Below are 20449 nucleotides of genomic sequence, written 5' to 3'. Positions count from 1 at the left end.
CCGCCATGGTGGGTACCGTTGACGTCATGTCTGACCTGCCGTTCGGCTTCAACTCGGGTGACGACCCCGACCCCGACAAGCGCAAGAAGGATCGCGACCCGAACAGCCCGCAGGATCCGTTCGGTTTCGGCGGCGCGGGATTCGACATGGGCGACCTCGGTCAGATCTTCTCCAAGCTCGGCGAGATGTTCAGCGGCGCAGGCAACGTCATGGGCAGCGGCGCGCAGTCCGGCCCGGTGAACTACGACCTGGCCCGCCAGCTCGCGTCCAACTCGATCGGCTTCGTCAAGCCCATCCCCGAGCAGACCAGCACCGCGATCTCCGACGCGGTCCGGCTCGCCGAGACCTGGCTCGACGGAGTCACCCCGCTGCCCGCGGGCACCACGAAGTCGGTGGCCTGGACGCCGAGCGACTGGATCGACAACACCCTCGGCACGTGGAAGCGGCTGTGCGACCCGGTCGCCGAGCAGATCTCGGCGGTCTGGACCCAGACCCTGCCCGAGGAGGCCAGGGCCATGGCCGGGCCCCTGCTGGCGATGATGTCCCAGATGGGCGGCATGGCGTTCGGCTCGCAGCTCGGGCAGGCCCTCGGCACGCTGTCCAAGGAGGTCCTGACGTCCACCGACATCGGGCTGCCGCTGGGCCCCAAGGGCGTTGCCGCTCTGATGCCCGACGCCATCGAGGCGCTCGCCGAGGGACTCGAGCAGCCCCGCAGCGAGATCATGACCTTCCTCGCCGCACGCGAGGCCGCCCACCACCGGCTGTTCAGTCACGTGCCGTGGCTGTCGAGCCAGCTGCTCAGCGCCGTCGAGGCGTTCGCGAAGGGCATGAAGGTCGACACCACCGGCATCGAGGACCTCGCCCGCGGGATCGACCCCTCCGCGCTGACCGACCCCTCGAAGATGGAGGAGCTGCTCAGCCAGGGCATGTTCGAGCCCAAGGCCTCCCCCGAGCAGGTCGTCGCGCTCGAACGCCTCGAGACGCTGCTCGCGCTCATCGAGGGCTGGGTGCAGACCGTGGTCACCGCGGCGCTGGGCGACCGGATCCCGGGCACCTCCGCGCTCAGCGAGACGCTGCGCCGCCGGCGCGCCACCGGCGGTCCCGCCGAGCAGACCTTCGCCACCCTCGTCGGCCTCGAGCTGCGGCCCCGCAAACTGCGGGAGGCCGCCGCGCTGTGGGAGAAGCTCACCGAGGCCGTGGGCGCCGACGCCCGCGACGGCGTGTGGCAGCACCCCGACCTGCTGCCCGGCGCCGACGACCTCGACGAGCCCGCCGGGTTCATCGACCGCGTCCTCGGCGGCGACACCAGCGGGATCGACCAGGCGATCGCCGACCTCGAGAAGGACTTCCAGGGCACCGACGGCGACACCGAGCCGCCCGCCGACCCGCCTGTGGATCCCCCTGTGGACAAGTAAAGCGGACCGACCGCCGACCGTGATTGAGTCGGCTGGTGCTGCGCTACACGCTGGACCCGGCGATGCCGGTCCTCATGCGACCCGACCACACCGTGCAGGTGGGATGGGATCCGCGCCGGGCGATCCTGGTGCGACCACCCGCCGGGCTCACGGCCGCCGCGCTGGCCGACGTGCTCCGTGAGATGCAGTCCGGCATCACCTTCGCCGACCTCGTGTCGCTGGCCCTCAACCGCGGCGCCGACGACGCCGACGACGTGGCCGACCTGCTCGCGTCGCTCACCCGCGCCAAGGTGGTCGGCGCCGCCGCACCGCACGTCCGGTCGGCGTCGGTGCGCATCCACGGCCGCGGGCCGCTGTCGGACCTACTGGCCGGCGCGCTGCGCTGCTCCGGAACCCGCGTGCGGCACAGCAGCTTCAGCCACGCGGGCGTCCGGTCGGACAGCACCGACCTCGTCGTTCTCACCGACTACCTGGCCACCGATCCGCAAGTACGTCGAGACCTGCACGACGCCAAGGTGCCCCACCTCGCGGTGCGGGTGCGCGACGGCACCGGCCTGATCGGCCCGCTCGTCCTGCCGGGGCGCACCAGCTGCCTGCGGTGTGCCGACCTGCACCGCAGCGACCGCGACGAGGCCTGGCCCGCCGTCGCCGCCCAGCTACGTCACGCGGTCGGCACCGCGGACCGCGCGACGGTGCTCGCCACCGCCGCGCTGGCGCTGCACCAGGTGGACCGCGTCGTCAAGGCCGTGCGCGACACCGGCGAGGTGGGTCCGGCGGACGCACCGCCGCCGACGCTCGACACCACCCTCGAGTTCGACGTCGCCACCGGCTCGACGACCAGCAGGCGGTGGACGCGGCATCCCCGCTGCGACTGCTGAGCACCGGTGTTCCAGACGTCACAGAGGCGCTGCCAGGTGAGTCGTGGACAATGGTGGGGTGGCAGACATCAAGCGCGGCCGCGCCGCGCGCAACGTCAAGCTCGCGTCGCTTCCCGCAGGGATCGCGGGGCGCGCCGCACTGGGTCTGGGCAAACGGCTCACCGGCTCGTCGAGGGACGAAGTCAACGCCGAGTTGATGGAGAAGGCTGCCCAGCAGCTGTTCACCGTCCTCGGTGAACTCAAGGGCGGCGCGATGAAGGTCGGCCAGGCCCTGTCGGTGATGGAGGCCGCCGTCCCCGAGCAGTTCGGCGAGCCCTACCGCGAAGCCCTCACCAAACTGCAGAAGGACGCGCCGCCGCTGCCCGCCGAGAAGGTGCACAAGGTGCTCGCCGCGCAGCTCGGCACCAAGTGGCGCAGCCGGTTCACCTCGTTCGGCGACGAACCCGTCGCCTCGGCCAGCATCGGCCAGGTGCACAAGGCCGTGTGGTCCGACGGCCGCGAGGTCGCCGTCAAGATCCAGTACCCCGGCGCCGACGAGGCGCTGCGCGCCGACCTGAAGACCATGAAGCGGATGGTGTCGGTGTTCCGGCAGCTGTCGCCCGGCGCCGACGTGCAGGGCGTGGTCGACGAACTCATCGAGCGCACCGAGATGGAGCTGGACTACCGCCTGGAGGCGGACAACCAGCGCGCCTTCGCCAAGGCCTACCGCGACCACCCGCACTTCGTGGTTCCCGCGATCGTCGCGAGTGCACCCAAGGTCGTCATCGCCGAGTGGATGGAAGGCATCCCGATGGCGAAGATCATCCGCGAGGGCACCGAGGACGAGCGCGACCTGATGGGTACCCGCCTGTTCGAGCTGACCTACGACGCCCCGCGCCGGCTCGAGATGATGCACGGCGACGCGCATCCCGGGAACTTCATGCTGCTGCCCGAGGGGAAGATGGGCGTCCTCGACTTCGGCGCCGTCGCACCGCTGCCGGGCGGCATCCCCGTCGAACTCGGCCACGTCGTGCGGTACGCGATGGAGAAGGACTACGACAAGCTGCTGCCCGCGATGGAGAAGGTCGGCTTCATCCAGCGCGGCGAGAAGGTCTCCGCGCGGGAAGTCGACGACATGCTGCGCCAGTACGTCGAGCCCCTCGAGGTCGACGTCTTCCACTACTCACGCAAGTGGTTGCAGAAGATGGCCGCCCGCAACATGGACCTCTCGGTCGATCAGATCAAGGCCGCGCGGCAGATGGACATCCCCGCGCGGCTCGCGATACCCATGCGCGTCATCGCCTCGAACGTCGCGATCTCCTGCCAGCTCGACGCGCACATCCCCACCAAAGCGCTTGCCACCGAACTGATCCCGGGCTTCGCGCCCGAGGGCTAGCGCCGAACGCACGACATGCCGCCCGACGCGACGTCGGGCGGCATCTCGCTCATGCGGCCGCAGGACTGGCCTGCGGGTTCTTCCTCGGGCGACCACGGGGACGCTTGCGGGCGACCACGGTTCCGCGGTCGAGGATCTCGCCGCCCCAAACACCCCACGGCTCTTCGCGTTCCAGAGCCGACTCCAGGCACTCACGCCTGATGGGGCAGTCCGCGCACAGCGCCTTGGCCTGCTCCAGGTCGTTGGGGCTCTCGGCGAACCACAGGTCGGGTTCTCCGTGACATGGCACCGTCAGCCTCTCGCGGCATGTCCGGTCCGACATGACTCTCCTGCTTCCTGGTCGTAGTTCTCGAATCATCTGTCTCAGATGGATCCTTCGACCAGTCGTCTTCGGGTCTGCCGAAAACTATGGCCACGGATCCGGTCTCGGGTCCGTGGCCATCAGGCATGTCGTGGGCTTCCTAGCTGGAGCCCCGATTCACGGACGCGGGAGCCGCCGTAGCGGCGCGGCGCTTGCGCATGGACGCGGGCGCGGCGACGGCGTGGGCCGACGCGGCGGCATGGGCGGTGACGGGGGTTGCCCAGGACGCGCCGAGGACGCCGACGGGAATGACTACGCCGTTGAACGGATTGCTGATCATCTCGCGACCTCCTCTCGATGTACGTGTGCCCCTGCGGGCGGTTATGAGGCTAGACGCTAACACGAAAACGCCACAAGCGATTTTCTGACCTGCGGTTTTGGCGCGATCTTGACGGAAGTTGGCAGTCCCTAGGACCGGTTGCGGACGAGTTCGAGGACGTCCGGCCCGAACTGCTCCAACTTGCGGGCACCGATGCCGGGGATCGCGACGAGCGCGGCGTCGTCGGTGGGCAGCGTCTCGGCGATCGCGATCAGCGTGTTGTCGGTGAACACGACGTAGGCCGGCACGCTCATCTCCTTGGCGATCCGCAGCCGCCACTCCTTGAGGTTCCCCAGCAGATCCTCGTCGAGATCGGACGGGCAGGTCTCGCAGCGCCGCAGCATGATCGACGCCGGGGTGGTCAACGGACCGTTGCAGACCCGGCAGCGCGGTGCGGGACCGCGCTGCTTGCGGGACTTGCCCGGACCGGCATCCGCGGGCGCCTGCGGGGCGACGCCGTTGAGGAACCGTGACGGCCGCCGGCCCTGCCTGCCGCCGGGTGCGCGCGCCAGCGCCCAGCTCAGGCTGAGATGCATTCTGGCGCGGGTGATCCCGACGTAGAACAGTCGGCGCTCCTCCTCGACCGCCTCGCTCTCGGCGCCCTTGTTGATGGCGTGCGAGATCGGCAGCGTGCCGTCGGCCAGGCCGACCAGGAACACCGCGTCCCACTCCAGGCCCTTCGCCGCGTGCAGCGAGGCCAGCGTGACGCCCTGCACCACCGGTGGGTGGCGGGAGTCGGCGCGCTGACGCAGTTCGGCGACCAGCGTGCGCAGGTCGAGTTCCGGACGCTGCGCGACGTCCTCGTCGACGAGTTCGGCGAGCGCCGTCAGGGCCTCCCAGCGCTCGCGGGCCTTGGTGCCCGTCGGCGCCTCGGGGGTCAGGCCCAGCGGCTCGAGGAGGTCGCGGACCCCGGCGGCCAGCTCGGCGCCGCTGACCTCCGCGCCGCGCTCCGCGGCACGCTGCAGGGCCAGCAGTGCCTGCCGGACCTCCTGCCTGCTGAAGAAGCCCTCGCCGCCGCGGACCTGGAAGGCCACGCCTGCCTCGGTGAGCGCCTCCTCGTACACCTCGGACTGCGCGTTGATGCGGTAGAGCACGGCGATCTCCGACGGCGCCGTGCCCGCCTGGATCAGCTTCTTGACCTGCTTGGCCACCGCGGTGGCCTCGGCGACCTCGTCGGTGTGCTCGGTGAACGTCGGCTCGGGACCCGGCGGGCGCTGACCGACGAGGTGCAGGCGGCTGCCCGCCATGCGGCCGCGCGCGGCGCCGATGACCCGGTTCGCCAGCGACACCACCTGCGGGGTGGACCGGTAGTCACGCTCGAGCCGCACCACGGTGGCGTCGGGGAAGCGCCGGGAGAAGTCGAGCAGGTGGTTGGGCGTGGCCCCGGTGAACGAGTAGATGGTCTGGTTGGCGTCGCCCACCACCGTCAGGTCGTCGCGCTCCCCCAGCCACGCGTCGAGCACGCGCTGCTGCAGCGGCGTGACGTCCTGGTACTCGTCGACGACGAAGCAGCGGTAGCGGTCCCGGAACTCACTGGCGACCGCCGCGTCGTTCTCGATGGCGGCGGCGGTGTGCAGCAGCAGGTCGTCGAAGTCGAGCAGCGTGGTGCCCTCGCGGCGCGCCTTGAGCGTCTCGTATCCCGCGTACACCGCGGCGACCTTGGCCGCGTCCAGGGGGATGTCGCGGCCCACCCGGGCGACCTCGGCGGGGTAGGCCTCCGGGCTGATCAGCGACGCCTTGGCCCATTCGATCTCGCCGGCCAGGTCGCGTACGTCGTCGGTGCTGGCCTTGATCGACGCCCGGTTGGCGGCCTGGGCGACCACCGCGAACTTGCTGTCGAGCAGTTCCCAACCGGTGTCGCCGACCAGCCGCGGCCAGAAGTACTGGAGCTGACGGCGGGCGGCGGCGTGGAACGTCATGGCCTGGACGTTGCCGGTGCCGACCCCGTCGGCCTGCTGGTCGAGCGAACGCAGCCGGACGCGCATCTCACCCGCCGCGCGCGAGGTGAACGTGACCGCGAGGACCTGACTCGGCGCGACGTGCCCACTGGCCACCAGGTGGGCGATGCGCCGGGTGATGGTTCGGGTCTTGCCGGTGCCCGCTCCCGCGAGTACGCAGACGGGACCGCGCGGCGCCTGAACGGCTTCACGCTGCTCGGAGTCCAGGTCGTCCAGCGTCGCGCCAGGGGGCGCCGCGGAACCTTGGCTTCCCATGCCGACCATCTTGTCAGTGCCTCGTGACATCGGCGACCGTGCGGCATGTTCGGGGCGTCCGCTACGTTGCAGTACTCATGAGCGCTTCGACTGGTCTGACGATGTACACGACGTCCTGGTGCGGGTTCTGCTCGCGACTCAAGACGGCACTGAAGTCCGAGGGGATCTCCTGGACCGAGGTAGACATCGAGGCCGATCCCGCCGCCGCCGAGTTCGTCGGATCGGTGAACAACGGCAACCACGTCGTGCCGACGGTGAAGTTCGCCGACGGGTCGACGATGACGAACCCGAGTGCCAAGCAGGTCAAGGCGAAGCTCGGCGCCTAGTTCGGACGCCGCAGCCGCTAGTCCAGCGCGGCCCAGGACTCGATGATCTCCCGGGCGATCGAGATGGACCCCGGCAGCAGCAGCCGCGACGGCGAGTCGCTGCTCCAATCACCGTGCTCGAGCGCATCGCGCACCTCGGCGCGGGTGAACCACGCAGCCTCGGCGATCTCGCCGTCGTTGAACGAGAACGGCTGCTCGGGATCGGCGACCGCGTGGAACCCGACCATGAGCGAGCGCGGGAACGGCCACGGCTGACTACCCAGGTAGTGCACGTCGCTGACGGCGAGCCCGACCTCCTCGGCGATCTCGCGCACCACGCAGGCCTCGAACGACTCCCCCGCCTCGACGAAACCGGCGAGCAGCGAGAACAGCCGCTCCGGCCAGACGGTCTGTCGCGCCAGCACCGCGCGGTCGTGGCCGTCGTGCACCAGGCAGATGATCGCCGGGTCGATCCGCGGGTACTCCTCCTGCCCGTTGACCGGGTTGACCCGCGCCCACCCGCTCTTGATCGCCTTCGTGGGCGACCCGTCGCCGGGACTGAAGCGCGCGTGGTCGTGCCAGTTCAGCAGCGCCGTCGCCGTCGACACCAGCTGCGCGCTGACGTCGTCGAACACCTCGCCGGCGCGGCGCAGGTCGAGCACCTCGGTCTCGGCGGTCGGGTCCTCGGGGGCCTCGAGTGCGGCGCGGACGCCCCAGACGTGCCTGCCGTCGTCGAGTCGGCCGAGGAACACGGAGTTCTCGTCCGGGCCGTCGGCGTACTTCGCGGCGGCGGACAGCACGACCCGTCCCCCCGAGATGAGGACCTGGTTGCGCCGGTCGACCCGCAGCAGCAGCGCCTCGGGCCAGGCGGCGACGGCAGCGTCGACGTCGGTGCGGAGCAGGTCGGCGCGATCGGCCCCGACCCGGGACAGCAGCGGGACGTTGCGCAGGGTGAAGTCGGTCATCGCGGGGTCAGTCCTCCGTGTCCGCGGCGGTCTTGACGATCAGGAGCTTGTCGCCGAGTTCGACGGCGTCGGCCGACGGCTTGTCGATGCGCAGCAGCTCACCATTGCGCACCACGCCCAGCACGATGTCCTTCATGTGCCGCGGCGACGACCCGACCTCCTTGGCCGTGACGGGCCGCTCGGCGATCGCGTAGCCCGCGTCGGGGGTCAGCAGGTCCTCCATCACCTCGACGACGCTCGGGGTGCGCTTCGCGACGCCCAGCAGGCGGCCCGCCGTCTCGGAGGTGACCACCGTGGTGTTGGCGCCGGACTGGTGCAGCAGGTGCTTGTTCTCGGACTCGCGGACCGCGGCGATGATCTTCGCGTTGGGAGCGAGTTCGCGGGCGGTGAGCGTGACCAGCACGGCGTCGGAGTCGTCATTGGCCGCGACGATGATCGTGTCCGCGTGCTGCACGCTGGCCAGTCGGAGGAACTCGGCCTTGGTGGCGTTACCTCGCACGGTGACCAGACCCGCGGACTTGGCGCGTTCCAGCGCGAAGTCGTTCTGCTCGACCACGACGATGCTGCCCGGGGCCACCCCGTCGCTGATCATCGCGTTGACGGCTGTCCTCCCCTTGGTGCCGTAGCCGACGACGACGGTGTGATTGCGCACGCTCTTCCTCCAACGCTGGATCTTCAACGCCTGGCGCGACTGCGTGGTCAGCGTCTCGACGGTCGTGCCGATCAGCACGATCAGGAACGCGACGCGCAGTGGCGTGATCACCAGGACGTTGACGAGCCGGGCCGATTCGGTGACCGGGGTGATGTCGCCGTAGCCGGTGGTCGACAGCGACACCGTGGCGTAGTACAGGCAGTCCAGGAAGGACAGCGGGTTGTTCGCGTCCGGCGCGGACTCGATGTCGCGGTAGCCATGCCGGTCGAAGTACACGATCATGACCGCTGCGAACAGCGCGCCGAGCGCATAGGCAACCCGCATCGCGATCCTGCGCGCCGGGCTGACGAACTCCTCGGGGATGGCGATGACCTCGCCGAGCGCCGCATCGTGGCGGGCGGTCAGATTCTCCTGCTCGAGCCTCTGCAGGCGGCGACGCAATTTACCCCTGGCCACGAGGGCCGATCATTGGGCGAGGGAGCGGCACAGCACAATGTAACCATGACCTCTCTCACGCCATCAGTCGGCGACTCCTCCAGCCAGGCCACCGCGCAGCGAATGGGCGCGATGCTGATCGGGATGGGCGCGCTGCACTTCGTGGCGCCCAAGCCGTTCGACACCATCGTCCCGGCCGAACTCCCGGGCGACGCGCGGTTCTACACGCACGCGTCCGGGGTCGCGGAGGTCGCCACCGGCGCCCTGCTGCTGGTACCGCGTACCCGGCGACTCGGTGCGCTGGCCGCGATCGCGCTGTACGTCGCCGTCTTCCCGGCCAACGTCAACTCGGTCCGGGTGCTGTGGAACAAGGGCTGGCCCGCGCGCATCGGCGCGATCGCCCGGCTGCCCTTCCAGGTGCCGATGATCACGCGGGCGCTGAAGGTCTACCGCACCGCGCCGCGCTAGGCCCCGCAGCGGTCAGCCGTCGACGACGTCCATCTCGCCGGGACTGGCGCCGCCGATGGGCTGCGAGATCAGACTGAGCGTGGTCAACGGACCGCCGAACTGCTGCAGCAGCCCGCCGGTGTCGTTGCGGCCCAGGTCGATCGCGGCGAACCCGAGGGTCTCGATCAGCGCCGCCACGTCGGCGTTGGCGTCCGGATGGTTGCCCGAGACGAACAGCACGCGCCGGCCACCGTCGACGCCGGGGTCGCGCGCGAGCACCTTGGCCCAGGTGGACCCGAACGACTTGACCACCCGTGCAGTGGCAGCCCACTCCCCGACGAGGTCGGAGGACGGGCGCCCGCCGAGGTCCGCGGGCGAGAAGTCGCGGTAGTCGATCGCGTTGGTGGCGTCGACGACGATGCGTCCGCCCCAATCCGCGACCTGCTCGACGAGCCCGCGGACGGCCTCGAACGGTACGGCGAGGATCACGACGTCGGCGGCGAGCGCGTCGCTCACCTCCGTCGGCGTGACGAGCGGGCCGAGTTCGTCGGCCAGTGGTGCCACCGCGGCGGGCCCACGACCGGCGGCGACGGCCACCGGCAGGTCTGCGGCGACGAACCTGCGGGCCACGGCGGACCCGATGTTGCCGGCACCGATGATCGCGTACTTCACGGACACTCCATTCTTCGCCAAGACAGTTTTGTTACGGTCGTTATGAAACCCCGATCGAACCCTAACAGGACGCTCGACGACCCGCCGGGAACCGTACGATGGGGCATGGCCAGACCCCGGGAGTTCGACCGAGCGACGGCGCTGGACAAGGCGATGGACCTGTTCTGGGAGCGCGGCGGCTACGACCGCACGTCGGTCAGCGACCTCACCGCCGCCATGGGCATCTCCTCCCCCAGCCTCTACGGCACGTTCGGTGGCAAGCGCGAACTCTTCGACGAGGCCGTGGCGCAGTATGCACAGCGGCCCAATGCGCCGGTGGTGCAGGCGATCTCGGCGCCGACCGCCTACGAGGTGGTCGCCCAGATGCTCGAGAAGGCCGTCGTCGAGTACACCGATCCGAGCCATCCCCTCGGCTGCCTGATCAACAGCGACCCCCTGCTCGGCGACCGGCGGGACGAGGGACGCGCCCTGATCGCCGACCGGTTGGGCCGTGCGGCCGACGACGGCGACCTGCCCGCCGACGTCGCTCCCGACGACCTCGCCGAGTTCCTCGTGGTCGTACTCAACGGTTTGGCCGCCCGCGCGCGCGACGGTGTCCCGCGGGAGCGACTGCTCGCGGTCACCGAGGTTGCGCGGCGCACGCTGGCCGACTCACGGCACGTGGAGTAGCGAGGCGAGATCCTCGGCGTCCGGCAGCCCGGACGGCGTGACGGTGCGCCCGCTGCGCACGAAGTGGAACGCCGCCCGCACCGACGACGGGTCCACGCCGTGCGTGGCCGCCCAGGCGAGCCGGTACACCGCGAGCTGAACGGCGTTGTGCGCCAGATCCTCGTCGTTTCCCGGCGCGTCGCCGGTCTTCCAGTCGACGACCGTGAAACCACCGTCGTCGTCGGCGAACACGGCATCGATGCGACCGCGGACGACGGTGCCGCCGAGCACCATGTCGAAGGGCACCTCGACGTCGATCGGGGTGCGCGACGCCCACGTCGACACCGCGAACGCGGCCTGCAGTTCGGCCAACTGCTCCGCCTCCACGAGGCCCAACTCGCCGTCGACGGCGCCGGGCAGGTCCTCGAGATCGAACAGGCGCTCCGCGTGGAAGAACCGCTGCACCCAGTCGTGGAACGCGGTGCCCAGCAGCGCGTGCGGGTCGGGGCGGGACGGCAGCCGGCGCTGCAACCGTCGCGCGGCGGCCTCGGGATCCCGGCCGACGTCGACCAGTGCGCTGACCGACAGCTGGGCGGGCAGCGTGACCGGCGGGCGGCGGGCGGCTCGCTCCTTCTCGGCGAGCAGCGCGTCGACGTCGGCCTCCCAGCCCGCCATGTCCGCGGCGAGTTCCGCATCTGTCGTGGCACTTTCGGGCCGTGCGGAGTCGGGTACGTCGCCGGCCAGCGCCCGCCCGACCAGCTCGGCGCCGAGGTCGATGGCGTCGGCTCCCACGCGGGCCACCGGCCACTGCCGTTCGACCACCTCGTCGCGCAGCGGGTTCGGATCACCGTCGGCGGGCTCGGGCGCCCACGTCTCGACGACGCCGCACGGCCGCCCCTCGGCCGCGGCCCGGTCGATGACGTCCTTGATCTCGAGCAGGAAGTCCGACGGGCCGCGCGGCTTGGACTCCGTGGCACCCCAGTGGTGTCCGGAGAGCAGCAGCGTGTCCTCGGCGCGGGTGAGCGCCACGTACAGCAGTCGCCGCTCCTCGTCCCTGCGACGCTGGTCGAGCGTCCGCTTGTGCCGGTCGATCGTCTCGGACAGCGCCTTGCGGTCGTAGACGTCCGAGGTGTCGAGTACCGGCACGCCGTGCTCGGACAGTGTGGCCCGGTCGCCGCGCAGCAGCGGCGGCAGGTCACCGGCGTCGCTGAGCCACGTGCGCGCCATCGCGGTCGACGGGAACACCCGGCTGCTGAGGTGCGGCACGGCGACCACCTGCCACTCGAGGCCCTTCGCGGCGTGCACGGTCAGGATCTGCACCCGCTCCCGGGATACCGCGACGTCGGCGGGCGCCAGGCCGTTCTCCCGTTCCACGGCGGCGTCCAGGTAGGCCAGCAGCGCGGTGGCCGTCCCCGAGGGTCGCGCGGCGAAGTCGGCCACCACGTCGGCGAACGCGTCGAGGTGCTCGGCACCGGTCCAGCCCGCCGAGACCGGTTGTGCCGCACGCACCTCGGCGTCGACGCCCATCACCCGGCGCACCTCGGCGAGCAGATCGGGCAGCGGATGGTGCAGCTGCGCGCGCAGGTGCATCAGCTCCCGGCCCAGCGCGGCGATGCGGCGGGCACCCTCGGCGGAGTAGCGGGCCGGTGCACCCGGGTCGGAGACGGCGTCGGCGAGGCACGCGGCGTCGGCGTCCGGCGCGGCCGACGCGGCGATCTCCGGCAGGGAGCCGCGGTCGGCCGGGCGGTCCGGCCGGTCCAGCTCCCGGGCGCGGCGCCACAGCGCGGTCAGGTCCGCCGCACCGAGTCGCCAGCGTGGCCCGGTGAGCACCCGCACCGCCGCTGCGCCGGCGGCGGGGTCGGCCGCCAACCGCAGCATGGCCACCACGTCGGCCACCTCGGGGATCGCCAGCAGACCTGCAAGGCCGACGACCTCCACCGGTACGCCGCGACCGGTCAGGGCCTCGGCCATGGGGACCGCATCGGCGTTGCGCCGCACCAGGACTGCGGCCGTGGGGATGTCCTCGCCGGCCTCGCGCGCGGCGTGATAAACCTCCGCCACCTGGTCGGCCACCCAGTCGCGTTCGATCGTCACGTCCGGGTGCAGCGCACACCGGATGGTCCCCGGCTGGGCACCGGGGCGCGGCAGGAGTTCGCGCACCTCGACCGAGCGGCGACGGGCCTCGGCCGACACCGCGTTGGCCAGGTGCAGTGCGCTCGGCGGGTTGCGCCAACTGGTCCGCAACTCGAGCGTGGGCGCGGGCGTCCCGTCGGCGTGCGGGAAGTCGGTGGTGAACCGCGGCAGGTTGGTGGCCGACGCACCGCGCCACCCGTAGATCGACTGGATCGGGTCGCCGACGGCGGTCAGCGCGAGGTCGTCGTCGACGCCTCCGCCGAAGAGCGAGGACAGGGCGACGCGCTGCGCGTGACCGGTGTCCTGGTACTCGTCGAGCAACACCACGCGGTACCTGCCGCGCAGCTCGGCGCCCACCGACGGGAACCGCGCGGCGAGGCGTGCGGCCGCCGACATCTGCATCCCGAAGTCCATGACGTTCTCGGCGCGCATCCGGGCGTGCAGCGCGTCGATGAGCGGGATCAGGTCGGTGCGCTCGTTCTGCGTCGCGATCATCTTGAGCAGCGACTGATTCGGCCCCGTGTCGCGTTGGCGCGGGCCCGGCGGCAGCGTCATCACGAGCTGCTCGAGTTCGAGGTGGGTGTCGCGCAACTGGCCGGTGTCGACGAGGTGCTCGGCGAGCTGGCCCGACAGCCGCAGCACCATGTCGGTGATCGCGGCGGGTGTCTTCTCGGTGTCCAGCCTGCCGGGATGCTCGCACACCACCCGAAAGGCCAACTGCCACAGCTCCGTCTCGCTGATCAGCCGGGTCGTGGGCTCCACGGGCAGCAGCAGGCCGTGCTCGCGCAGCAGCGTTCCCGCGAACGCGTGGTAGGTGCCGACCGTGGCGTGCTCGTCGACCCCGTCGGACACCAGGCCGACGCCGGCCAGCCTGGCAAGCCGCGTGCGCACCCGTCGCAGCAGCTGACCGGCGGCCTTGCGCGTGAACGTCAGACCCAGCACCTGGCCGGGCGTCGCGTAGCCGTTGGCGACGAGCCACACCACCCGCGCGGCCATCGTCTCGGTCTTGCCGGCTCCGGCGCCCGCGATCACGACGAGCGGGCCCGGCGGTGCGGCGATCACCGCCGCCTGCTCGTCGGTGGGGGCGAAGACGCCCAGCGCCTCGGAGAGTTCTGCGGGGCTGTAACGCGGCATCACTGCCGTCCCTCCATCGCAGCCCTCGCCGGGCACATCCCGCGTACCGGGCAGTGCGCGCACCCGTCGTTGACGCGGGCGGCGAAGTGCGGGCCACGCGTGGCGGCCGCCGCCTCCCGGACCGACTGCTGCCACTGCACCTGGCCATCCTCGGTCATCGGGCCCTGCTCGCGCTCCGTCGGGCCCGCGGTGCCGATCTTGCCGAGATAGACCAGGCGGCCGCCACCGGCCTGATCACCTTGCGGGAGAACACCTTCCGAGACGGCGAGCTGGTAGGCCGCGAGCTGCGCGTGGCGCTGCGCGTCGTCCTTGCTCACCGGACTCTTGCCGGTCTTCACGTCGACCACCACCAGGCGATCCTCCGCGTCGCGCTCCAGCCGGTCGACACGACCGCGGATCCGCACGCCGGGGCCGTCCCCGTCGGCGGCGGCAACCACGCCGTCGACGTCGATCTCGGTGCCGACCTCGGTGAGTTCGCCGCGCGTCCGGTCCCGCCACTGGGCGAATGCCGACAGCATCGTCTGGTGCCGGACCAGCTCGTTCGCCGAATACCACTCGGCGTCGAACGGCAACGACGACCACAGCGTGCCGAGTTCGGCCAGCATCTGCTCCTCGGTCCTGGTCGAGTCCGAGACCAGCGCATGCACCACCGTGCCGAGCGCCGAGCGCACGTCGCGGCCGTCCTGACCGCCGTGCCGTTCGAGCAACCAGCGCAGCGGGCAGTCCGACAGCGTCTGCAACGTCGACGGCGACAGCGTGACGACGTGATCGTCGGCCTCCCACAGCGGCGCGGTCGTCGACGTCGCGGTGGTGGCGTGCCACTGGCCGGGGTCCGCGCCGGGCACCCCCGCGGCCGCCAGGCGTGCCAGCTGAGCGGCGGCCCGCGCGCGGGACTCCGGATCGACGGCCTCCGCGGGTGCGCACACCACCGCACGCAGCCGGCCGACCAGCGCAGCCGGCGACAGCACGCGGGGTGCCCGCACCGGCGGGGCGTCGGCGTCGGGCCGCTCGGTCGCCAGCGCGGCCACCTCGTCGCAGAACGTCGACGGCAGCATCGCCTCGTCACCCTCGTCACTGTCGACCGCCGTCACCAGGACGTGGCTGCGCGCGCGGCCCAGCGCCGCCACCAGCAGCCGGCGCTCCTCGGCCAGCAGCGGCGCCGTGGTCGACACGGGCGCGTCCGGGCCGTCGATCACGCCGTCGAGGACGTCGACGAGACGCTGCGTGCCCAGGATGCCGCCACGCGGAACGGTGTTGGGCCACAGGCCCTCCTGCAGACCTGCGACGACCACGAACTCCCACTCCCGGCCGAGCGCGGCGTGGGCGCTCAACACGCTGACGGTCTCCGTCGCACCGGCCTCGCCCCGCGGCACCGGGGGCAGCGTGATGGCGCGGACGTGATCGACGAGGCCCGCGACCGACGCGCCGGTGGTCCGCGTGACGTACTGCTCGGCCACGTCGAACAGCGCCGTGACGGCGTCGAGGTCGCGGCCCGCCTGCGTGCCGCCCGAGCCACCGCGCTCGACGGCGGTGGTCCACCGGCGCTGCAGCCCGCAGTTGTGCCAGGCCTGCCACAGCACGAACCGCGGATCCTGGCCGTCGCGGTGGCTGCGCCGCGCCGCGGTCAGCACCGAACGCACCCGACGGACGGGACGGCCGAGGTGGTCGGGCAGGTCCGGCCCGCCACCGTCGAGGACCTCGAGCAGGAGTTCGGCGAACTCGCGCGGCGGTGCAGCGCCGTCGGCGCGGCGCAGCGTGCGGCGCAACTGGCGCAGCGACACCGGGTCCACCCCGCCGATCGGACCGGTCAGCAGCGCGACCGCGGTGTCGCCGTCGAGCCCGCCCGCCACGGCGTCGAGGACGCCGAGCAGCGCCGCGGCCACCGGGTGCTCGGCGAGCGGCGCCGGCGACGGTGGCTGGTCGACCGGCACGCCCGCGGCCGTCAGCGCCCGCGCCAGCGCCGTCCCCGCCCGGGGCACCGACCGCACGATGACCGCCATCTGCGACCACGGCACCCCGTCGACCAGGTGCGCGCGCCGCAGCGCGTCGGCGATGAGGCCCGACTCGGCGTGCGCCGTCGCCGCGATGCGGACCGCCACCGATCCCGGCCGGTCCTGCGCCGCGGCCAGGTCGCGGCCGACGTCGGCGCCCGGCAGCCGGCCCGCGATCCCGGCGACCGCGCGGGCGACCGCCGGCGCACAGCGGTGCGACTCGGTCAGCACCACGGCCGGGTCGGAGCCGATCTCCAGCAGCACCGGGTCCGCGCCGCGGTACCCGAACACCGACTGGTTGGGATCGCCTGCGATGACGGTCAGTTCGGCCCCGGCGGCGAGGACGCGGACGAGCAGGGCCGCCTGCGGGTCGAGGTGCTGCGCGTCGTCGACGAGCAACAGCTTGATGCGGCTGCGTTCGGCCGCCAGCAGGTCGGGATCGCCGGCGAAGGCGTCGAGCGCCGCGCCGACCAGTTCGGCGGCGCCCAGCGCGGGGACGGTGGCCTGCGGTGCCGCCATTCCGACGGCGGAGCGCAGCAGCATGATCTGCTCGTAGGACTGGGCGAACTGCCCGGCGGCCAACCACTCGGGGCGGCCCAGCCGGCGTCCGAGACGCTGCAGCGCAACGGGATCGATGCCGCGCTCGGTACAACGGGCCAGCAGGTCGCGCAGCTCGGTGGCGAAGCCGACGGTGCCGAGTGCGGGCCGCAGTGACGGCGGCCAGTCGACCGATGCCGCGTCGCCGTCCTCGACGTCGCCGGCGAGCATCTCGCGGATGATGCCGTCCTGCTCGGCGCTGGTCACCAGCCGCGGCGGCGGGTCGCCGTTGCGCTGCGCCGCGAGCCGCAGCACCGCGAAGGCGTAGGAGTGGACCGTGCGGACCAGCGGCTCGCGGACCGCGACCGGCCCGGCACCACCGAGCAGGGCGGCCGTGACCGCGGCCCGGGCGCGGCTGCCGAGCGTGGCGGAACCCGTCAGCAGCAGAACCGATTCCGGGTCGGTGCCCGCGCCGACGTGCGCGACGGCGGTGCGCACCAGCAGCGAACTCTTGCCGACGCCGGGACCGCCGAGCACGCGGACCGTGCCGCGCAGACCGGGATCGGTCAGCGACTCGGGTGACATCGCGGTGTGGGAAGCGGGCACACGACGATGACACCACGGGGGTCCGACAAGTCCCCGGCGGCGAAGCTGGCAGCATCGAGGCGTGACCTCCCCGCTGCACGTCCACCGCTACGGCCCGGACGGGCCCGCCCGCATCCTGCTCGTCCACGGCCTCACCGGGCACGGCCGCCGCTGGGCGACGCTCGCGGACGACCATCTCGCCGAGTTCCCGATCGCCGCCCCCGACCTGCTCGGGCACGGACGGTCGTCGTGGGACGCGCCGTGGACGATCGAGGCGAACGTCGCCGCGCTCGCCGGGCTCCTCGACGCCGACGGTGGCGCACCGGTCGTGGTGGTCGGACACTCCTTCGGTGGGGCGGTCGCGCTGAATCTCGCTGCGGCGCGGCCAGATCTGATCGACGGCCTCGTGCTGCTCGACCCGGCAGTCGGGCTGGTTGGCGGGTGGATGCGCGAGATCGCCGACGACATGTACGGCTCGCCCGACTACACCGACCGTGAGGAGGCCCGTCAGGAGAAGGTCAACGGATCCTGGGGCGAGGTCGATCCGGCCGAGGTGGAACGCGAACTCGACGACCACCTCGTCGAGCAGCCGAACGGCCGGGTGGGCTGGCGCCTGGAGATCCCCGCCATGCTGTCGTACTGGAGCGAGCTGACCCGGCCCGTCCCGGTGCCCCGCGACGGCACGCGGACCACGCTGGTGCGCGCCACCCGCACGTCCCCGCCCTATGCGTCCGACGAACTGGTGGAGTCGCTGCGCGCCGGTCTCGGGTCGGACTTCGCACTGCTGGAATGGGATTGCGACCACATGGTGCCGCTCGCCAAGCCCGCCGAGACCGCCGCGCTGATCCGCGACCACGCGTCCTGACCGTGGCGCCCATCTCCGACGAGCAGGTCGAGGCGGTGCGCGCGCTGGTGTCCCGGATTCCCGCGGGCAGGGTCTCGACCTACGGCGACATCGCCGCTGCCGCAGGACTGTCGAGTCCGCGGATCGTCGCGTGGATCATGCGCACCGACTCGTCGGACCTGCCCTGGCACCGGGTGATCACCGCGTCGGGCAAGCCCGCACCGCACCTGGCCACCCGGCAACTCGAGCGGTTGCGCGCCGAGGGCGTCCTGGCGGTCGACGGCCGGGTGTCGCTGCGCGACGTCCGGCACGCGTTCTAGCTACAGGACCAGCCGGACCAGCGCAGCCGTCCGGGCCAGCCCGGGGAACACCGCCGCCGTCGACCGCGGGTGCAGGGCGTGTACGGCGAGCCGGAACATCAACGCGCGCAACAGCATCTGCGGCCACTCCGGCAGCGACGACCAGCGCTCGACCAGACCGTCGTCGGCCTCGCCCCACGCCAGCGCGTCGACCACCACCACGCCGGCCGCCCACGTCGCGGGCCGCCAGTAGGGCGTGATGTCGGTGATGCCGGGCGCGGCGGTCCCCGCGAAGAGCACGGTGCCGTAGAGGTCGCCGTTGACGAGCTGGCTGGGCGCGCGGGTCGGCTTGCGCAGCCCCGCAAGCTGGTTGACGAGGTCGATGGACCGCTGACCGTCGGCCGATCCGGGCGCCACCCGCGCACCCGGCGGCAGTGAGTGCAGCGGCCGGTCCTCCCACGCCGCGCGGTCGGCGGCGACGAACACGTCGACCTCCGTCCACGGCACCGCGGGAGGCTGGGTCAGGAAGCGCGGCCGCTCGAGCTTCGCGGTCGCCTCGTGCAGGCGCACCGCGGCCGAGACCACCTCGTCGTGACGCGGTTCGGGCGATCCGGCGACGAACGTGTCGGCCCGCCATCCCGCGACGACGTAGCGACCGTCGGTGGAGCGGACCGGCCGCGCCAGGCGCACCCCGTCGACGAACAGCGTCTCGCGCACCTTGGCCGACCAGGCGGCCCGGGCGGGGTCGGCGACCACCGACAGCACGACCTCACCGCAGCGCCAGCCACCGTCGGCGCCCCAACCGAGTTCCACCGGTCGGAGCCCGGTCAGGCCGAACGCCGCCAGGACGTGATCAGGCGGGCCGTCGACAGTCACGGCCACAGCCTAAGCCGTGGACCGGCCCAGAAGCGGTCAGTACATCACCATGTCGGGTTCGAGTTGCCGAGCCCAGGCCACGATGCCGCCCTGCAGGTGCAGTGCATCGGAGAAGCCGGCCTTCTTCACCGCGGCCAGCGCCTCGGCGGATCGAACACCCGTCTTGCAGTAGAGCACTGGCACCCGGTCCTGCGGGAGCCGCGCCAGACCGTCGCCGGCCTCGAGCGTCGACTTGGGGATCAGCTCCGCGCCGTCGATGTGGTTGATCTCCCACTCGACGGGTTCGCGCACGTCGATCAGTGCGACCTTCTTGCCCGAGTCCAGCATGTCGCGCAGCTCGCGCGGCGTCACGGTCGCGTCGACGGCGGCCTCCGCGGCGGCCTCGGAAACCACGCCGCAGAACGCCTCGTAGTCGATCAGCTCGGTGATCTTCGGCGTCGCGGGATCCTTGCGGATCTTGATGGTGCGGTAGGTCATGTCGAGCGCGTCGTAGACCATGAGGCGGCCGAGCAGCGGGTCACCGATGCCGGTCAGCAGCTTGATGGCCTCGGTGCCCATCACCGACGCGATCGACGCACACAGGATGCCGAGCACGCCACCCTCGGCGCACGACGGCACCATTCCCGGCGGCGGCGGCTCCGGGTAGAGGTCGCGGTAGTTGAGGCCCAGCCCGTCGGGGGCGTCCTCCCAGAACACCGAGACCTGGCCCTCGAAGCGGTAGATCGAGCCCCACACGTAGGGCTTGCCCGCCAGCACGGCCGCGTCGTTGACCAGGTAGCGGGTCGCGAAGTTGTCGGTGCCGTCGAGGATGAGGTCGTACTGCTCGAAGATCTCGACCGCGTTCTCCGGCTCGAGGCGCACCTCGTGCAGGATTACCTCGACCAGCGGGTTGACCTCCTTGACGGAGTCCCGCGCGCTCTGGGCCTTGGACCGGCCGATGTCGGACTGGCCATGGATGATCTGGCGCTGCAGGTTGGACTCGTCGACCACGTCGAACTCGACGATGCCGATCGTGCCCACGCCCGCGGCGGCCAGGTACAGCAGCGTCGGCGATCCGAGGCCGCCGGCCCCGATCACCAGGACGCGGGCGTTCTTGAGCCGCTTCTGCCCGTCCACCCCGAGGTCCGGGATGATCAGGTGACGGCTGTAGCGCGCGACCTCGTCACGCGTCAGGCTCGTGGCTGGTTCCACCAGCGGGGGTAACGGCGACACCGGCACGCTCCTCGACTCGACGGCTGGGCGACTGAATCGGGCTGCTCAGTCACACCGGGCACTCATTCAACGGTAATCCCGGCGGGAAGCTTCCCGCGGGCCGGTGTGAGGTGGCCGGGGCTATCGCGAGTGTTCCGCGAGCGTGCGCGAACT

The 20449-nt window shown here is 71.9% G+C and carries 18 protein-coding genes; 8 read left to right on the top strand and 10 right to left on the bottom strand.

The window, feature by feature from the left end; translation table 11 throughout:
* Positions 1–26 precede the first annotated feature (26 nt).
* From AC1MEY_RS02885 to AC1MEY_RS02875, 3 genes are read left to right on the top strand one after another with little or no spacing between them, the layout of a single operon-like run.
* Positions 27–1415, top strand: coding sequence for a zinc-dependent metalloprotease (locus AC1MEY_RS02885; protein ID WP_480229238.1), 1389 nt, complete (start codon positions 27–29; stop codon positions 1413–1415).
* A 35-nt stretch (positions 1416–1450) separates the two neighbouring features.
* Complete coding sequence (locus AC1MEY_RS02880; RefSeq protein WP_480229237.1) at positions 1451–2293, top strand: TOMM precursor leader peptide-binding protein; 843 nt, start codon at positions 1451–1453, stop codon at positions 2291–2293.
* 43 nt (positions 2294–2336) lie between these two features.
* A complete protein-coding gene (locus AC1MEY_RS02875) occupies positions 2337–3668 on the top strand; it encodes a macrolide-binding ATPase MABP-1 (RefSeq protein WP_480229236.1) in 1332 nt (443 codons plus the stop codon).
* A gap of 49 nt (positions 3669–3717) precedes the next feature.
* On the opposite strand, the gene AC1MEY_RS02870 is transcribed toward AC1MEY_RS02875, so the two are convergent.
* The 3 genes from AC1MEY_RS02870 to AC1MEY_RS02860 all read right to left on the bottom strand — a co-directional run bounded on the left by AC1MEY_RS02870 (position 3718) and on the right by AC1MEY_RS02860 (position 6561).
* Positions 3718–3990: a WhiB family transcriptional regulator gene (locus AC1MEY_RS02870; RefSeq protein WP_480229235.1), complete on the bottom strand. Its 273-nt coding sequence runs from the start codon at positions 3988–3990 to the stop codon at positions 3718–3720.
* A 139-nt stretch (positions 3991–4129) separates the two neighbouring features.
* Positions 4130–4309 carry a hypothetical protein gene (locus AC1MEY_RS02865; RefSeq protein ID WP_480229234.1) on the bottom strand — a complete coding sequence of 60 codons (180 nt, stop codon included), beginning with the start codon at positions 4307–4309 and terminating at the stop codon, positions 4130–4132.
* A gap of 128 nt (positions 4310–4437) precedes the next feature.
* Positions 4438–6561 (bottom strand): ATP-dependent DNA helicase UvrD2, encoded by a 2124-nt coding sequence (locus AC1MEY_RS02860; RefSeq protein WP_480229233.1) that lies wholly within the window; start codon positions 6559–6561, stop codon positions 4438–4440.
* Positions 6562–6638: 77 nt separating this feature from the next.
* Between AC1MEY_RS02860 and mrx1 the strand changes: the two genes are divergently transcribed.
* Positions 6639–6887, top strand: coding sequence for a mycoredoxin Mrx1 (gene mrx1 / locus AC1MEY_RS02855; protein WP_480229232.1), 249 nt, complete (start codon positions 6639–6641; stop codon positions 6885–6887).
* Positions 6888–6904: 17 nt separating this feature from the next.
* Here mrx1 and nudC read toward each other — a convergent pair whose 3' ends face one another.
* Both nudC and AC1MEY_RS02845 read right to left on the bottom strand, forming a co-directional pair.
* Positions 6905–7831 (bottom strand): NAD(+) diphosphatase, encoded by a 927-nt coding sequence (gene nudC, locus AC1MEY_RS02850; protein ID WP_480229231.1) that lies wholly within the window; start codon positions 7829–7831, stop codon positions 6905–6907.
* A 7-nt stretch (positions 7832–7838) separates the two neighbouring features.
* Complete coding sequence (locus AC1MEY_RS02845; RefSeq protein ID WP_480229230.1) at positions 7839–8939, bottom strand: potassium channel family protein; 1101 nt, start codon at positions 8937–8939, stop codon at positions 7839–7841.
* 45 nt (positions 8940–8984) lie between these two features.
* Here AC1MEY_RS02845 and AC1MEY_RS02840 point away from each other — a divergent pair, with 45 nt between their 5' ends.
* Positions 8985–9386 (top strand): DoxX family protein, encoded by a 402-nt coding sequence (locus tag AC1MEY_RS02840; RefSeq protein WP_480229229.1) that lies wholly within the window; start codon positions 8985–8987, stop codon positions 9384–9386.
* Positions 9387–9398: 12 nt separating this feature from the next.
* Here the strand turns inward: AC1MEY_RS02840 and AC1MEY_RS02835 are convergent, their stop codons facing one another.
* On the bottom strand, positions 9399–10037 hold the full coding sequence (locus AC1MEY_RS02835; RefSeq protein WP_480229228.1) for an NADPH-dependent F420 reductase: 639 nt from the start codon (positions 10035–10037) through the stop codon (positions 9399–9401).
* A 105-nt stretch (positions 10038–10142) separates the two neighbouring features.
* On the opposite strand from AC1MEY_RS02835, the gene AC1MEY_RS02830 reads away from it, so the two are divergent.
* Entirely contained in the window at positions 10143–10706 is a 564-nt protein-coding gene (locus AC1MEY_RS02830) for a TetR/AcrR family transcriptional regulator (protein ID WP_480229227.1), read from the top strand.
* On the opposite strand, the gene AC1MEY_RS02825 is transcribed toward AC1MEY_RS02830, so the two are convergent.
* Positions 10689–13955, bottom strand: a complete 3267-nt coding sequence (locus tag AC1MEY_RS02825; protein WP_480229226.1) for an ATP-dependent helicase — start codon at positions 13953–13955, stop codon at positions 10689–10691. The two genes, AC1MEY_RS02830 and AC1MEY_RS02825, sit on opposite strands and share 18 nt — an antisense overlap.
* Entirely contained in the window at positions 13952–17086 is a 3135-nt protein-coding gene (locus tag AC1MEY_RS02820) for a PD-(D/E)XK nuclease family protein (protein WP_480229225.1), read from the bottom strand. Before AC1MEY_RS02820 ends, AC1MEY_RS02825 begins: the two co-directional genes overlap by 4 nt.
* Before the next feature lie 61 nt (positions 17087–17147).
* Between AC1MEY_RS02820 and AC1MEY_RS02815 the strand changes: the two genes are divergently transcribed.
* The gene (locus AC1MEY_RS02815) at positions 17148–17930 is read left to right on the top strand and encodes an alpha/beta fold hydrolase (protein WP_480229224.1); all 783 of its coding nucleotides are present in this window, start codon (positions 17148–17150) and stop codon (positions 17928–17930) included.
* A 2-nt stretch (positions 17931–17932) separates the two neighbouring features.
* Positions 17933–18229, top strand: coding sequence for an MGMT family protein (locus tag AC1MEY_RS02810; protein WP_480229223.1), 297 nt, complete (start codon positions 17933–17935; stop codon positions 18227–18229).
* Here AC1MEY_RS02810 and AC1MEY_RS02805 read toward each other — a convergent pair whose 3' ends face one another.
* Positions 18230–19084, bottom strand: a complete 855-nt coding sequence (locus AC1MEY_RS02805) for a TIGR02569 family protein (RefSeq protein WP_480229222.1) — start codon at positions 19082–19084, stop codon at positions 18230–18232.
* Positions 19085–19120: 36 nt separating this feature from the next.
* Positions 19121–20296: an adenylyltransferase/sulfurtransferase MoeZ gene (gene moeZ / locus AC1MEY_RS02800; RefSeq protein ID WP_480229221.1), complete on the bottom strand. Its 1176-nt coding sequence runs from the start codon at positions 20294–20296 to the stop codon at positions 19121–19123.
* Between the last annotated feature and the right edge of the window lie 153 nt (positions 20297–20449).

It is taken from the genome of Mycobacterium sp. PTI7 (assembly GCF_056679845.1).
This window is presented reverse-complemented; position numbering and strand designations above follow the sequence as displayed.